Annotated in this window: 14 protein-coding genes; 4 read left to right on the top strand and 10 right to left on the bottom strand. The window is 67.1% G+C overall.

Annotated elements, in window-relative coordinates; translation table 11 throughout:
• Window positions 1-2: 2 nt before the first annotated feature.
• Together ACFYNL_RS38585 and ACFYNL_RS38580 are read left to right on the top strand one after the other, a co-directional pair.
• Window positions 3-527: a hypothetical protein gene (locus ACFYNL_RS38585; RefSeq protein WP_388812626.1), complete on the top strand. Its 525-nt coding sequence runs from the start codon at window positions 3-5 to the stop codon at window positions 525-527.
• Window positions 527-1,201 carry a hypothetical protein gene (locus tag ACFYNL_RS38580; protein WP_388812623.1) on the top strand — a complete coding sequence of 225 codons (675 nt, stop codon included), beginning with the start codon at window positions 527-529 and terminating at the stop codon, window positions 1,199-1,201. The genes ACFYNL_RS38585 and ACFYNL_RS38580 overlap by 1 nt, the downstream gene beginning before the upstream one ends.
• A gap of 178 nt (window positions 1,202-1,379) precedes the next feature.
• On the opposite strand, the gene ACFYNL_RS38575 is transcribed toward ACFYNL_RS38580, so the two are convergent.
• From ACFYNL_RS38575 to eccB, 10 genes are all read right to left on the bottom strand, one after another.
• Window positions 1,380-2,042, bottom strand: a complete 663-nt coding sequence (locus tag ACFYNL_RS38575; RefSeq protein WP_388812621.1) for a hypothetical protein — start codon at window positions 2,040-2,042, stop codon at window positions 1,380-1,382.
• Window positions 2,039-3,016 (bottom strand): WXG100 family type VII secretion target, encoded by a 978-nt coding sequence (locus ACFYNL_RS38570; protein ID WP_388812619.1) that lies wholly within the window; start codon window positions 3,014-3,016, stop codon window positions 2,039-2,041. The genes ACFYNL_RS38575 and ACFYNL_RS38570 overlap by 4 nt, the downstream gene beginning before the upstream one ends.
• Window positions 3,016-3,327: a type VII secretion target gene (locus tag ACFYNL_RS38565; RefSeq protein WP_388812616.1), complete on the bottom strand. Its 312-nt coding sequence runs from the start codon at window positions 3,325-3,327 to the stop codon at window positions 3,016-3,018. The genes ACFYNL_RS38570 and ACFYNL_RS38565 overlap by 1 nt, the downstream gene beginning before the upstream one ends.
• A 1,156-nt stretch (window positions 3,328-4,483) precedes the next feature.
• Window positions 4,484-5,671 (bottom strand): type VII secretion-associated serine protease mycosin, encoded by a 1,188-nt coding sequence (gene mycP / locus ACFYNL_RS38560; RefSeq protein WP_388812613.1) that lies wholly within the window; start codon window positions 5,669-5,671, stop codon window positions 4,484-4,486.
• Between the two features lie 200 nt (window positions 5,672-5,871).
• A complete protein-coding gene (locus ACFYNL_RS38555; RefSeq protein WP_388812612.1) occupies window positions 5,872-7,329 on the bottom strand; it encodes a hypothetical protein in 1,458 nt (485 codons plus the stop codon).
• Between the two features lie 36 nt (window positions 7,330-7,365).
• Window positions 7,366-7,716: a hypothetical protein gene (locus tag ACFYNL_RS38550; RefSeq protein ID WP_388812610.1), complete on the bottom strand. Its 351-nt coding sequence runs from the start codon at window positions 7,714-7,716 to the stop codon at window positions 7,366-7,368.
• Window positions 7,717-7,771: 55 nt separating this feature from the next.
• Window positions 7,772-9,181 carry a type VII secretion-associated serine protease mycosin gene (mycP, locus tag ACFYNL_RS38545; RefSeq protein ID WP_388812607.1) on the bottom strand — a complete coding sequence of 470 codons (1,410 nt, stop codon included), beginning with the start codon at window positions 9,179-9,181 and terminating at the stop codon, window positions 7,772-7,774.
• Window positions 9,182-9,409: 228 nt separating this feature from the next.
• Window positions 9,410-9,700, bottom strand: a complete 291-nt coding sequence (locus ACFYNL_RS38540) for a WXG100 family type VII secretion target (protein ID WP_019754506.1) — start codon at window positions 9,698-9,700, stop codon at window positions 9,410-9,412.
• Between the two features lie 96 nt (window positions 9,701-9,796).
• Complete coding sequence (locus ACFYNL_RS38535) at window positions 9,797-10,108, bottom strand: WXG100 family type VII secretion target (RefSeq protein WP_019754507.1); 312 nt, start codon at window positions 10,106-10,108, stop codon at window positions 9,797-9,799.
• A gap of 262 nt (window positions 10,109-10,370) precedes the next feature.
• Entirely contained in the window at window positions 10,371-11,960 is a 1,590-nt protein-coding gene (gene eccB / locus ACFYNL_RS38530; protein ID WP_388812601.1) for a type VII secretion protein EccB, read from the bottom strand.
• Window positions 11,961-12,471: 511 nt separating this feature from the next.
• Here eccB and eccE point away from each other — a divergent pair.
• Together eccE and ACFYNL_RS38520 are read left to right on the top strand one after the other, a co-directional pair.
• Window positions 12,472-13,794: a type VII secretion protein EccE gene (eccE, locus tag ACFYNL_RS38525; protein WP_388812599.1), complete on the top strand. Its 1,323-nt coding sequence runs from the start codon at window positions 12,472-12,474 to the stop codon at window positions 13,792-13,794.
• Window positions 13,794-14,636, top strand: coding sequence for a hypothetical protein (locus ACFYNL_RS38520; RefSeq protein WP_388812595.1), 843 nt, complete (start codon window positions 13,794-13,796; stop codon window positions 14,634-14,636). Before eccE ends, ACFYNL_RS38520 begins: the two co-directional genes overlap by 1 nt.
• Window positions 14,637-14,710 lie beyond the last annotated feature (74 nt).

Genomic DNA, 14,710 nt, shown 5'->3' with positions numbered 1-14,710 from the left:
GCATGGCCTCCACACCGCACTCCCCGTCGTACGTCGACCCCGTCCTCCCCCACCCGTCACGGCTGGGACTGGTCCTGTGGTTCATCGTGCAGTGGGTCGTCATTCCCCTGGACATCCCCGTCCGGTTGGTCTGCCGGCTCGTGCTCGTGATCGGAGAGGGCGACGTGGGTTCCCTGCTGCCGGACCGCTTCGCCTTTCATTCGTTCCTGTCACCTGGCAGGCTCATGCTCCGGCTGTCTCATGATGCGTCCAAGCACGAGGCGTACCTGGACAGGGAGTTCGCCCGCCTGTCGTACGAGATCGCACGGCAGGAATTCAGCCGCCGCACCAACTTCCACCACCTGGGTGCCCCCGCGCTCATGCCCGACGGCGGCTTCCTCAAGGGCTTGTGGCTGTCCCCGCGAGAGTTCCGCGGGACCCCTCTCAGCACCCTCACCCGCCTCGCGCACAAGCACGGCCTGAACCTGGACGCCTCCAAGGGACTCCGGCACGTGGCTCTGCTCCCCCAGCACGGGAAGGTCCGGTAATGCAGTCCGCCACATCAGAGCTTCAGCTGGACATTCCTGGAGGCTTCTACTCCCTGGGCCTTGACCTTGCCGGTGAGGAACGCCTTGAACAGCTCTTGGCCATCGCGGAGGAGGTCTGGCCGACCGGAACCGACTTCCAACGTGAAGTCGCCTTCCACGCCTACCGCGAAATGGCCGACCACGCCCTGGCCGAGAACTCCTTCTACGCCGGCTTCTGCCTCGACGAGGCCCCTGACGGCCGTCTCACCACAGCCTCACTGCTGGCCCGCCTCGACCCACTGGACGAACCGGACGCCGAACTCTCGGCACGCGGTCTCTTCGAGGCACTGTCCACGAACGACAACAACGCCGTCGAGGAGATCCGTGTCCCGGCGGGGCCAGGAGTGCTGGTCCTGTGCGGTGTCGAGTGGCAGTCGGATCCCTCGGACGCCACGGCACCCTCTCTCCCCCTGGCCAGGGCGGACGTGTACCTGCCCCTCCCCCGTATGCAGCGGCTCCTCGTCCTGAGCCTCACCACACCCTCGTTGCCCGATCTGCCGTTCTACGTCTCCCTGTTGTCGAAGACCGCGCATGACCTGACGGTGTCCAGCGGCGGAGAGTCCGACGCAGCCGACGGCGATGGAGGGGAGCAGAGGCACACCCTCGCCGATCGCGTGCGGGCTGACTTCGGGTAGCGATCCGGCCACGCTCCAACCACGGCTGCTCCGCCAGGCGCCGGCCCGTCGGGGCCCTTCTCCTCGGCTGAGCCGGCACCTCGTACCTCGTACCTCGTAGAAGTGCCCCCAAGGCGTGGCCTGGGGCCGGGTCGCCGACCCCAGGCGCATCGACTGACGCCCGCTCACCTGTGGTTGGTCATCTCAGGTTCGGAACGGGGTCGAGGTGACTCAACCGGAGGGGGAACACCTCCGACACCCGGCTCCACCCGTCACCCCAGAAGCGGACCGTGCACCACGAACCGTCGACGAAGCCGATCTCATGGTCGCCGCCCACTACGTCGCTGCGATCCCGGATCCAGGTCACGTTCCGGATATCGGTGGCCCACCCCGCTTCCACCGGGCCAGGTGCGCCGGTGAGGGAACGGACGCGGGACACGTACACGAGCTGCAGGCGACGGTCGGTCACCTGCATCATCACGGTTGGCGAGTTCGAGGGGTTCTTCGTCCGAGGAACCAGCCCGCGGGCCAGATGGCCGGCCATGCTGTTCCAGCCGCCGTGAAACGGCTTGCCCGGCTTCTTCTCCTCACGCTCCGTGAATGCTTCGACGAGCCACTCGATCGGGTTCCAAGAAGTGACTGTGAATATCCTCACGAGCCAGCCAAACGGGATCCACAGCCAGCCACCGAGCGTACGGCGCTCGGACCGCAGAACGCGCGGGCGACGAAAATGGCCGGGCGACGGTGCCCGTTCGGCCAGCGTGACTCCGTGATCGGCACGCAGCACGTCACCCGCCGGCACCAACGCCCTGGCCCGCTCGACCGTCTGACGGACGAAGTCCGCCCTACCCTTTCCGCTCACCCGAAATCGTCCCTCACTGTCCTCGCGCCACTCGCAGGAGTCAGATCCGTACGCTCGTCGAAACGCTGCGGATCAGGACGCTGGTGGTACTCGTAGCGCTCCTCCGCCACTCCCGGCCCGTCCTGCAACAGACTGTCCTGGACGGCCCCGGCCGGGTCCGCGCCGATGGCGTCTTTGACGACACCCTTCACGCCCTTCTTGACGACCTTATAGCCCACGTACATGGCGAGGTCGTTGGGGTTGCGCACAGTGATTTCGTTGCCGAACTCGTCGCGCTTCTTCGTGCCCCGGATGTAACGCCCGAGGCCACCCTTGAAATGCTTGGGTCCCTTACGCAGTGCGTTGCGGAGCTTCATCATCTTGCGCAGCAGTTGCATGCGCTTGGCGATGTCCGACAGGGCGTCCGCCAGTTTCGCGGTGATCCTCACGGCCTTCGCCGCCCTGGAAGCGATGCCCGCAGCCGCGATGAGCGGGCCGATGGCGGCCGCGGCGCCCGCCGTCAGCAGCGAGAGGATCGCCGTGGTCGCGGCGGTCGCGAGCGCGACTTCCACGATCTCGACGATGAGCTCGAGCATCAGCTGCTCGGCGGCCGCGCACTCCTGGGCCGCCATTTCGAGCAGCTCCGCCATGGTGTCCATGTCCGTGGCCTCGCCCCTGAGGGCTTCCTCGAACTCGGTCATCATGGTGTCGAACTTGCCGAAGGCCTCGCCCTGCCACTGCTGGGCGAGCGTACGGCGGTCGGCGACCAGGTCCTCGACCACACCGCGCAGTTCGTTGGCTTGCTTCCGCCACTGGATCGCGGTCTCGGTGAGAAGTTCGTTGTCCCCGCTGACCTGCTCGAGGAGTTCGTCCAGGTTGAACTGCTTGAGGATGCCCCGGATAATCTCGTCGAGAACACCGGCGAGCGGGTTGCTCCAGTCCAGGACGAAATTGATCCGGCTGAGGGCGTCGCCCGCTGCCTGTCCCGCGCCCATCAGTTCCCCCCGCCCATCATGCCCCTGTTCTCCATCTCCGTGCCGTCGTAAGCGGCCGCAGAGTCTTTGAGTGCATCGGCTATCGCGTACAGCGTGTCGACGGCGTCGGTGAGATCATTGCCGGACTCCTTACGCTGAGTGTCGTAGTCGGCCTTCAGATCATCTGATTGCGGCAGCTTCCCGAATGTTTCCTGGGTGAGCTCAAGCTGCTGAGTACGGGCCCTGATCCTCTCAACCCGGCCGGCTGCGGCTTCCACCGCCTTCGCGTACTTGCGCAAGGCGTCGCCTTCGACATCAAATCCCCCGCTCATAAGTCCCCTCATTAGTGCGGTACTTGGATGGACGCGACCGTTCCGGTAGTCGCGACGCGATCATTTCATCATGGAGCCACGCTCGCCGAGGCATGCCTCTTGAGCGCCGCCCGTCAGCTGCAACAGCCCACCGTGACGCACACGGCCGCCGGGCCCGGACCCACGCCAGCAAGCTGATCCGCGTATGTCCTGGCGCTTGACCTAGTGACAGCAGGTGGATTCACAAGGGCCCAGAGCCGCCCACCTGCGCGACGAACGGCTCCGCGGGCGTCGAAACCAATGCCACCAGCGCGGTCCGTGATTCGCCTGCGAACGAACACGAGCCCACACGGGCCTGGTTGTAACAGACCCTCGGTATGTACACGGACCTCCGGCATTTCAGACGGCGGCCTTTACCACTGAAGTTCGTCCACTCGACCGTTGTGTCACAACCAGGCGCGGTCGACGAGAGCGACCCGACGGACGCCGTCAGACACTGCCCGGCCCGGCTCCCTCATCCTCATACACGCCCTTGCCGTGGCCGCGCGCGTCCAGCGTTCTCCGTCGACCACTGGGCCAGGTGGGGTTCGAGCCGCGACTCAGACCCCGATCGGCCTGGTCACGGGTGCGTACTGGTCATCAACAGAAACCACAGTTACTGGCCTTGCTGGGGAGGCTGCTGGGTGTACGGATTGGCATGCTGCGGCGGCTGTCCAGGAGGAGCAGGGTAGCCCTGCTGCGGAGGCATGGGATATTGCGTTTGGGCAGGCGGGTAAATTGGCTGCTGAGCGGGATACCCCGGGGCAGGATGGGGTGCCATGCCAGGGGTGACCTGACCGACACCGGAGTGACGCCGGCTTCGAATCACGGCAAATACCACGACCGCGGCGATCACGGCCCCGAAAAAGAGGATGCCAACAACAAGGGCGAGTGCGCCCATTTGGGGAGTGTCCCTTCTTGTTCTCGGAACTGACTGCGCTGCTGGTTGATGCTCTGTATTGCAGCGACGGCGAGACAGTCGAAGTCAAGGAGCTCCCCGTCGCGCAGATCGGAATCCCGCGACCTCGGCAACACGGTCAGGGGCCAGCCGCTGTGACGAGGAGCAAGGCAACACGCCGATGAAACACCGCTCAGTCTGCGAGGTCGTTTCATCGGCGGCAGCGAGGTCGCCTGTTCCCTACTGACCCTGATACGGAGGCTGCTGGCTGTAGGGGCCGGGCTGCTGTGGCGCCTGTCCCGGAGGGGCGTACGGCTGCCCCGCGGACGGGTACGGGGGGTGCTGTGAGCCTCCACTGCCGGCGCCGGGGCCGCCGCCGTTGCGCCGGCTACGAAGGACAGCGAAGGCGATGGCGCCGACGACCACGACGGCTGCGATACCGCCGGCAATGATGAGGAGGTTGCCGGAAGAGGACTTCTTCTTCTTGGCCCGAGTCGCGTCGTTCGTCCCCTTGGCCGCCTCGCTGGAAGTCGAGGTGGAGGACGAGAGCTGACCGAGAGGGTTCTTCTTGGGGCCGGCGGGGATGTCCATCGTCAGCGCCGAGTAGGGGCGCACGATTCCGTAGCCGTATTCTTCGTCGGGCGCCTTCAATCCCTTGTGGTGGGCGAAGGTGGCCGTCTTGATCAGGCGGTTGATTACCTGGCCTGCGGTGAGGTCGGGGTACTTGGATCGGACGAGGGCGGCGGCGGCGGATACATAAGCAGTAGCATCCGAAGTGCCGGTAGACAAAGTATATTGCTTCGCATTGGTCGGATCCGCAGCAAGAACCTCGACGCCAGGAGCCATCAGGGCAAGCCCCTTGCCAGTGTTTGAGCCCTCCCAGCGGTTCGCGTTCTTATCGATGGCCCCAACAGCGACAACACCAGGTAGCGCTGCTGGCTCGTCGACAGCGATGGAGCCGTCGTTTCCAGCGCCAGCCACAACGACAACGTCGTGAGCTTGCGCATAAGCGATTGCCTCCCGACCATCACTGAGGGTCTTTCCGCCATCATTAGCGAAGGAGAGGTTAATGACCTTCACACCCTGGTCTACGGCATATCGAACCGCTGCAGCCCAAGTCTCGTCATGTAGGGGGTCCTTCTCCGTCTGGAGGGCACGCAGCGGCAGAATCTTCGCCTTCGGCGCAAGACCGACCATGCCGGACGCGTTCCCCGCGCCATGGCCGTGGCCAGCAATGATGCTGGCCATAATCGTCCCGTGTCCGAGCTTGTCCTCTTGAGCATCACCTCCTCCGGTGAAGTCCTTACCCTTGAGGACCTGCCCAGTCAGATCGGGATGACTGGCATCGACTCCAGAGTCGACAACGCCAACGGTAACGCCTTGGCCTTGGGATTCGGCCCAAACGTCGTCTACCGCAAACGCGTTCAAGACCCATTGCTGGTCTCTTACGTAGTCCGCCGATGCGGTTGGGGCGTTAGTGAGGAGCAAAGCTCCTGTCAGTGCCACGACTCCCGCCGCAGACCGGGCTCGCTTGAAACTCACTGCTTTACTCCTCACATAACTACGACTGGTACCACCAGTCCTCATACGAGCGGGCCGCACGCTAGTCGTGCGGCCCGACTCGTGTACTACTCGATGGTCCGCGGTACGTTGCGGTTCCGGTCCTCTTCCGAGATCCAGGTCTCTTCGTCCTCGACCAGGTAATCGGGACGATCGCTCTGGTTGCTCTCGTTCTCGGACCGTCGACCGTTGCGACCACCCATGCCGCCGGCCATCCCACCAGCCATTGCACCACGCTGGGTTCCACCGCGACTGCCGTGCAGGCCCGCGCCACCGCCAGCGCCCTTGCCAGCGATGCCCTTAGCCGCGCCTACAACACCTCCACGAGCCTTCGCGAGGGCTCCACGACCCCCGCCAGCAGCAGCACCGCCTCGGCCAGCCGCACCGGCTCCGGCACCGCCCATACCGCCGATACCGGCTCGGCCTCCGGCGCCACGACCTGCTGCCGCGCCACCGCCAGCCATACCACCACGACCGCCCGCTACCCCAATGCCACCACGTCCGGCCGTGCCGCCACGACCGAGACCGGCTCCTCCGCCAGGCGCCACGAAGCCCGGGCCCTGCCCGCCGCCGGTGCCAATGCCTCCGCCGCCGCCCCCGGCACCTCCGGTGCTCGGAGGCAGACCGGGACCTGTCAGACCAGGCGTGAGGCTGTCCACCTTCGTCTTGGTTGTCGGCAGTTGCGTGCCACCCGTGATGCCCCCGTCACGGGGGACTGTCGGAGCCGGCTTCACAGTAGCTGTCGGTCCGGCACTCCACGGCTTGGGAGCCGCGCCTGATGCCCCTGGGCGTGACGCCCCACCGGTGGGCGGCGTAACGGGCGGCGGATACTCTACGTCGCGGTTAGGGTCCTTGATGTTGCCTCTGTCATCGACGACCACTCGGTTCCTGTCCAGGTTTCCCTTTACCCGGATGTACTGGGCCGCAAGATTCTCCATAACGGCAACACCGTTGAGCTGGGCTTCCCGGCTTGCGCCGATCTTGCCCTCGTTAATCTCCGCTACTTCCTTAGCGGTCAGCTTGCGGTCCTGAAGGTCACTGGCGACGGCTTCGCCATTGTCCCACTTCCAGTCACTGAGAGCGTCGCCGACCTTAGCCCATCCGCTGGGCTCTTCGATCTGATCCAGCTGCGCCTTGAACCGCCGGAGCTGCGAGCCAGCATCAGCCATCTGTGAGCTGTTGAGATCGGCATGCCAAGCCGCATTCCTGATGCTCTGGGAGATTTCTCGGGCCTTCTTCTCGAAGCTCCGAGCCGCATCTCCTTCCCAATGCTCCAGGACATTGTCGACCGCCTTGTCGAGCAGCCCGGCGATGCCGCCACCTTCGCCACCGGAAAGGATGTCGTTGACCTTGCCCCAGTGACGACCAGCCTCCTCAATCGCGCCGGGGTTCGTACCCTCAAGCATCTGCTTGAGTTCCTTCAGCGAGTACTCAATGAATTGAGTCTTGGTCTGAGGTCGCCCAGGATCCGCGACGCAGGTGTCGTTCACGATTTCGGGCTTGGGCAGGTCCTTTTCACCAGCCATTTTGAACTCCTCCTCTACAGGTGATTCTCGAACCGACTACCTTGCAAACGAGCCGTTCGAGTTCCCCGTGTCACCACCCATTTGGTTCTTGTTCGCGTACTCCTGCTCGGTGTACTTGTCCTTGACCTTGGAGGTGCTCGTGCCGAACTTGTCGATCAGTCCATGCAGGCTCTTGATCGCTGTCTCGAGATCGGACTTCATGGTCCCGTGGGCCGCATGCAGATCCCCGGCCTCCTTGAAGAGGCACGAATTCCCGAACGCATCCATCGGGATCTCCGTGTTGTACCGCGACGTCTGCCCGGCCTTATCCATATCGTCCAGCAACGTCCACAGCTTCCGGATGACCTCATCCAGCGCGCTGAGATCAACCCGCATCCCGTTACTCATACCCCGTTGTCCTCTCCCCTGTTGTCCAAGTCGTCAGCACCACCCGGTGCCCAAGTCATCGCCCAACTCCGCTGCCGGACCGGCCAACCCGCCGACTACGCCAGTCCCGCACAGCTACCCCGCTCCCCGCAACCACGAGAGCCAGCGCAAGTCCCGTGCCGAGTACGTAGATCGCCACGCGGCGTTCCCGCTCCGTCTCCGTCTCGCCCATGGTCACGGCCATCGGGACGACTCCGCCGGAGCCGGCTGCGACCGGCTGGTCCGGCTTCGGAGTAGTGCCCGGGGTCGATTCGTCGGTCAAGGCGGCGACCGGGTCGACGACACCCCAGCCGATGAACTGGTTGGGGCCGCGGCCGGGGCGCTGTGCCGTTTCCTCGATGCGCGTGGCGATCTGGGACGCGGTCCACTTCGGGTACTTCTCCTTCAGCAGGGCCGCGACACCCGCGACGTACGGTGCCGCGAAGCTCGTGCCGTCCGCGGTGCACTGGCCTTTCGTCGGGACCGTGGAGACCATGCCGACGCCCGGTGCCGCGACGTCGACGAAGTCGCCGGACTGGGAGAAGAAGGCGCGTTCGTCGTTGCGGTCGGAGGCCGCAACCGCCAGGACACCCTCGTACGAAGCGGGGTACGTCCTGCCGGTGTTGCCGTCGGCGCCGTCGTTCCCGGCGGCGGCGATGATGAGGGCACCCTTCTGCACGGCGTCCGCGACGGTGCGCCGCAGCGGGCCGTTGTCCTTCTTGTTCGCGGTGTCCGACGAGATGTTGATGACGTCCGCGCCCTTGGCGACCGCGTCCCGGATCGCGGCGGACATCGTGCCCGAGTCGCCCTGCTTCTCCTCCCCGCCGGTGTAGCGGTAGGAGAGGATCTTGGCCTTCGGTGCGATGCCCACGAAGCCCGTGCCCTTGATCGGGCGGGCCGCGATGATGCCGGCGACCCGGGTGCCGTGGCCCTCGATGTCCTCGGTGGCGGGGCCGTCGACGTAGGTGTCCCCGCCGGCCACGGCGGAGGTCAGCTGGGGATTGCTCTTGTCGACGCCCGTGTCGATCACCGCGACCGTGACGCCCTCGCCCTCCGCCTGTGCCCACAGCTGGTCCAGGAGGATCCGCTGCAGCGACCAGGGCGTGGACTTGATGACGTCGCCGCCGAAGACGCACTCCGAACTGTTCGACAGGCCGAAGTCCGTGCTGCCGGAGCCGCCGCCCGAAGCAGGAGCGCCCGAGTCCGCGAGGTGGGTGGGTACCGCCGTGTCCGCCGGTGCAGCCTGTGCCGCCGAAGCGAGCGGCGCGGGCGGTGCCGACACGAGGCAGATCCCGGTCACCGCGAGCACGCCGAAGGCCCGCTGCAGTGCGCGGGTTCCACCGTTGCGGCTACGCGAGCGGGCTGTGCGGCCCGCCACGTTCAGGCCTCTCATGTTCAGGCCCCCCAGGGCTTCCTTGCCGTCGTGCTTCCTACGAAGCTGGGTCATGTCTGTGTCACCGGTGTGGCGACATGTGTGAATGTTTGCGGAATTTGCTGTGTGCGCCCCTGTGGAGGCTTCGCGTGCCCCCGCGGGAGCCTCGCGTGTTTCCGCAGGAGCCTTGTGCGGTTCCGCAGAACCTGTGGTCGACCCTGAACTAGAGGTCGGCCCAGCGGACGCCATCGCGTCGGCTGGGCCGATTCTCTTCATCTCATGTCCCTCGGGTCGCCGACGGGCTCAGCCCCAGGTCTGGGCGTTGCTCTTCTCAGTGGCCTGGTAGTTCTCGGCGGCGTTCTGCAGCGCCGTGGAGATCTTCAGCAGGGTCGCGTGCAGGTCCGCGGCGGTCTTGTCCCACTCGCGCTGCTTGCGCTGGTAACCCTCCTGCGCCTCACCTTCCCAGGTGGTGGCGACGCGCTTGACCGCGGCCTCGAGGTCGTCCAGCTGCTGCTTGATGCGACCGGCGGTCGTCTTCACGTCCGTGGACGCGTTGGTGATCGTTGCGTAATTGACGAGGATCGACATCGTCATTCCCTTTCAGGAAGAAATCTAAGGAAGTCGGTGGAAATCAGGAAGAGTTGGAGTGCTTCGCGAGCGAATGAAGCACTTCCGACCGGAACGGCTCGATCAGCCGAAGTCGGACATGATCTTGCTGATCTCGGAGTTCTGCTGCTCTTCGGACGCGGAGTAGTTGCTCCGCGTGGAGTCCACGGCTTCCTTGATGTCGTTGAGGATGTCGCTCATCCTCTTCGCGTCCGCGTTCCAGCGGTCCTGCAGCTGGCGGTACGACTGGGCCGCCTGGCCCTTCCAGCCGCCGGCGATCTGGTCGATCACTCCGTTGAGGCGGCGGATCTCGCCCTGCAGCTGGCCGTTGACAGTGCTGATGTCACCGGAGAGCTTGGTGAGTTCGTCCTCTGTTACCCGGAACTGGCCGGCCATGATGAACCTTCCCCCATGTCGTCGTTGATCCGGGAAACCTGTGCCGGTGCCCGGAGAAGCTTCGCACGCTTGAGCGCTGCAAACACTCTATCGTCAGCCTGTCACTCAACCACAGGCACGGCCAATCAGTTACACGGCTCACACACTTGGGCGATCATCCTGTGACCCGTGCGCCGTCTTACCCCAAGTGCTGCTGCCCGTCGGCCCGTTGGCCGTCGACCGACGGGCGCGTCGGACGTCGGTCGCCCCGCGGGGCCCGCCGTCACTGGCTCTGCGGCTGGGCCGCGCGCCCGGTGTCGAGCATGGGGCCCTTCGAGATGAACGCCGCCCACGTCTGGGGCACGATCGCGGGCCTGGCGACGTCCTCGTAGCCCAGCCGCGTCCGTGCCTTGTCCGTCTCGGTGGCACCGCCCTGCGACGAGGACGAGGACGAACCAACGGCGTCCGTGCCCGCCTGGCTGTCGTTGTTCAACGGGAGCGAGTACCGCAGTCCCGTGTCCGTCAGGAGGTACCAGGCGCCACCGCCGCCCGCCTTGCCGGTGACTTCCTGGAAGAGGAGACCCGAGCCGGACGAGACGTACGCGCTCTGCGAGTCGGTGATGACCTTCTTGGGGTAGGTCGTTCCGGCCCAGGTGGCGAGCTGCGGCCTGTTGCCCTCGCCGATCGTGCCCTTGTAGACGCTGCACGAGGTCGTGAGGGCCCGGCCGGTCGCCGTCTTCGCGGGGTTGGCCTGCTGCGGAACGGCCTGGGGCCAGCCCTTGTCGGCGTAGAAGAAGTTCGCCTCGCCGTTGTTGGCGGCGATGATCTGCTGCGGGTTCACCTCGACGTCGGTGATCGGGTCCGTCCCGTACGCCTTGTCCGCGTCGGGCGACCGCTTGAGCAGGTCGGCGACGAACGGCGTGATGGCGGCGACCTCGTTCTTGAGGACGACGTAGTACTGCTCGCCCTGCGCGTCCCGCGCCTTGAGCACACGACCCACCGTGCTCGCCTCGGCGGGAAGCCCCTGGACCGACGTGGGCCCGCCGATCGACGGGACCGTCGGGAAGGTGATGACCCCGCCCTCGTTGAAGGTGCGCAGCCACTCCCGGCTCACCGGTTGCGGTTCGGCCCTGCTGCCGATGACGGCGGCGCGCAACTGCGCCATGGTGGTCTCGTCGAGCCCCGCCCGGTCACCGAGCAGGAAGAGGTTGCCGTTGCCGTCCGCGAGGAACTCCCGGCCGGTCTGCTGGTCCACGACGTACAGGGCCTCGCGGTGGTTGACCCGGCCGGAGTTGCTCAGCGACTTGGCGTCCTCGTCGTTGAAGACGAACACGGCGCGGTCGACGGCGTTCTTGGCGCCCTGCGCGGGACGCTCGCACACCGCCCAGGTCTTCGGCTTCTCCGCGTCCTCCTTGGAGGGCAGCCGGTCGGGGGCGTAGGGGATGCCGATCGTCGCGCCGTGCCGGATGCCGCTCTTGTCGATCTCCTTGCCGGGGACCTCGAGAACGCTGCCCTTGCCCTTGTCGAGCAGCAGCTTGGCGGAGGCGTAGTTGAGGACGGGGTGGAGCACCTTCTCCACCTTGCCGTCCTTCGGGTCGGGGTCGAGGACCACGTACCGCGTCGTCGAGTCGCTGTCGACGATGATGTGCTCGCCCGGTGTGTCCCAACCCTTGGGCGCCGTGGGCTTGATCACGCCCCAGGCGATGAAGCCGATCACGAGAACGACGCCGACGGCGAGGCTGGGCATCACCGTCCGGACGGGGCGCGGCGCGCCTTCCTCCGAGCCGCCCGGTGACGGCGCCAGGAACGCCGCGACGGTGCGCTTGCGAGCGAACGTGTAGGCGGCGAGCTCATCCCGACGCTGCTTTGCCATGGTCCCCGTGTCTCCCGATGTGTACTGCTCGATCGCGTTCGTACCGCTCGCTCACCTTGTGGTGAACGGTGGCGTTTTGTGGTGCTCGACCGTGCCCGAAAGCTCAACAATGCTCCGTCAGCGGGGCCTTGTCGTGCTCGAAGCCGTGCTCGATGTCGTGCTCGATGTCGTGCTCGTAGTCCTGCTCGCATTCGTGCGCGAAGGTCACGTCGGCCACGCAGGCCCCTACTATGCCCTGCGCCGCCGGACGACGATTCATCAGGTGGGTGGCCGACCCCGCATCTTCACAGAGCTTCACCACAGCGCTCCACCACCGGGGGCCCGTCCGTGACACTCTGGCCACCTGGGGTTTCGGTGTCCCCTGTGTCACCTCGACTTCCGCAGCGGGTACCGTGAGCCACTCGCATGGATGTCGTGGGCCGTCGGGCCCCTGGCCCGTCGCCGGAATCCCGGACAGAGGATTCCGCCCCACGAGCGGGCCGATACTTTCGCGAAAGGGATGTCCCGGGGGATGACCAGCGCTACGAGCACTCGGCGCGGACGCCGCGCACCGCAGCAACAGGGAGGGCCGAGCGGCAGACGTACGCCGAACGCCCCGGCCTCCCCGGCCGCCGCGTCGCCGCGCACGCTGCCCCGTCCCGGCGGTCTGGGCCCGGTGCGGCTGCAGCAACTCATCCTGGTGGAGCTCGCGGCCGCGGTCATGGTGGCCGCCTGGGCCGCCGACACGTCGTGGCTGCTGGTTCCGGCCGGTGTCGTGGCGGCGTTGCTGCTGCTCCTGGCGGTCCTGCGCCGGGGTCGTCGCCCGCTGCCCGAGTGGTACGAGACGTCGCGCGCGCTCCGGCAGCGCCGGCGCGACGCCAAGACTCCCGTCCCGCCGGGGACGGACGCGATGATGGCCCCGGTCGTGGAGTGCGACCCCGCCCTGCGGACGTACTCCTTCGTCTCCCGTGACGACCGTTCGATCGGCATGATCGGTGACGGGACGTTCCTGACCGCCGTGCTCTTCGTGCAGCCGGGCGACCAGCCGCTGCGCCCGGGGGCCGCCGGACGGCAGTTGCCGCTGCGGCTGATCCAGGACGCCCTGGAGGTCGACGGCATCCGGCTCGCCTCGGTGCAGGTCGTGCAGCACACCCAGCCGGCGCCCGCGCCGCACCTGCCGCAGCAGTCGCTCGCCGCACGTTCGTACGGCCCCCTCCAGGCGCAGGCCGGTTCGCCCGCGCTGCGGCTCACCTGGGTCGCCCTCAAGCTCGACCCGGAGCTGTGCCCGGAGGCGGTGCAGGCACGCGGGGACGGTGTTCCCGGCGCGCAGCGGGCGCTGTTGCGGGTGGCCGACCAGTTGGCGAGCCGGCTCGCCGGGGCCGGTTTCAAGGCGACGATCCTGGACGAGACCGAGCTGGTGCAGGCGCTGGCGACCTCCAGCTGCCTCAACCCGCGTGCCAACGCCCAGCACTCCCAGGAGGGTCGGGCGCCCCAGCGCCGTACGGTCGAGGCGGTGCGGACCTGGCGGGTGGACGACCGTTGGCACACCACGTACTGGGTGTCGCGCTGGCCCCAGTTGGGCAGCGGCGGTGTGGCGCTGCCCGAGCTGGTGACGCGGTTCACGTCGTTGCCGGTGCTCGCCACGACGTTCAGCATGACCCTGAGCCGGGCCGGCAACCGCGGTGTCGCCCTCACCGGGCACATCCGCGTCACGGCCCGCGGTGACGACGAACTCGGCCAGGTGGGCCGCGAGTTGGAGCGGGCCGCGAGTGCCGCGAAGGTCGGCCTCGTCCGTCTGGACCGGGAACAGGTCCCCGGTGCCCTCGCCACTCTGCCGCTCGGAGGTACGTACTGATGTCCCAGCCCGCCCCGACGATGCCCCCGGGACAGCAGGGCCGCGCCCCCGCACGCACGCCCGCGCACGTGGCCTCGCCCACGGACACCGGCATGATCCCGATCATCCGGCAGCCGGAGCCCCCGCAGCAGCAACGCCGTATCTTCAGCCCGGGGTTCGGGCTGCGTGGACCGCGCCGCAACCGCCATGTGGTGACCGCCGACGAGCTCGCGGCGATCAGCATGCCGCTCGGCGACGACGGCGTGATCATCGGTACCGACCCGGAATCGCAGCCGGCCGTGCTCGGGCTGGCCCGCCCCACCCCGTTCGACGTCGTCCTCGTGGGCGGCCTGTGGCTCGCCCAGGTGCTGGCGCTGCGCGCCGCCGCGACCGGTGCGCGCGTCGGTGTGGAGACCGGACGTCCGCAGGCCTGGCAGCAGTTGGCGCAGGCGGCCGGCGGCGGTCAGCAGTGTGTGACGGTCTATCCCGTGGGCCGGGTGCCCGCGCAGGGTCCGTCCGTGTCGAGTCCGGTCGTGCTGTTCCGGGACTGCGGTATCCGGCCGCCACGCGGGCGGGTCACGTCGGTGCCGTGGCAGTCCGTGGTGACGGTGCTGCCGTTCGTCAGCGAACACGCGCCGCGTTGGCTGTCCCAGGCGCATCTGGTCGGGATCCAGCGCATCTCGCCGTTCGAGACCGAGGTCGTGAAGGACACTCTGGGCGTGCCCGAGGAGCATCTCCAGCATCTGCCGACCCTTCACGACGGCGTCGCACTGTGGTGCACTCGCAAGCATCACAAGTTCGTCATGACCGAAGCCACGGATGCGGAGACGGGTCTGCTCGGTGTGGCCCGCCGTATGGACTGACGCGTCGTCGTCTGCGCGGCGGGGCGCGGACAAGTCGCTCCCATGGGGCGTTTTCGTCCGCCCCCATGGGGGCT

Source organism: Streptomyces sp. NPDC007808 (assembly GCF_042868655.1).
Classification (GTDB): Bacteria; Actinomycetota; Actinomycetes; order Streptomycetales; family Streptomycetaceae; genus Streptomyces.
This window is presented reverse-complemented; position numbering and strand designations above follow the sequence as displayed.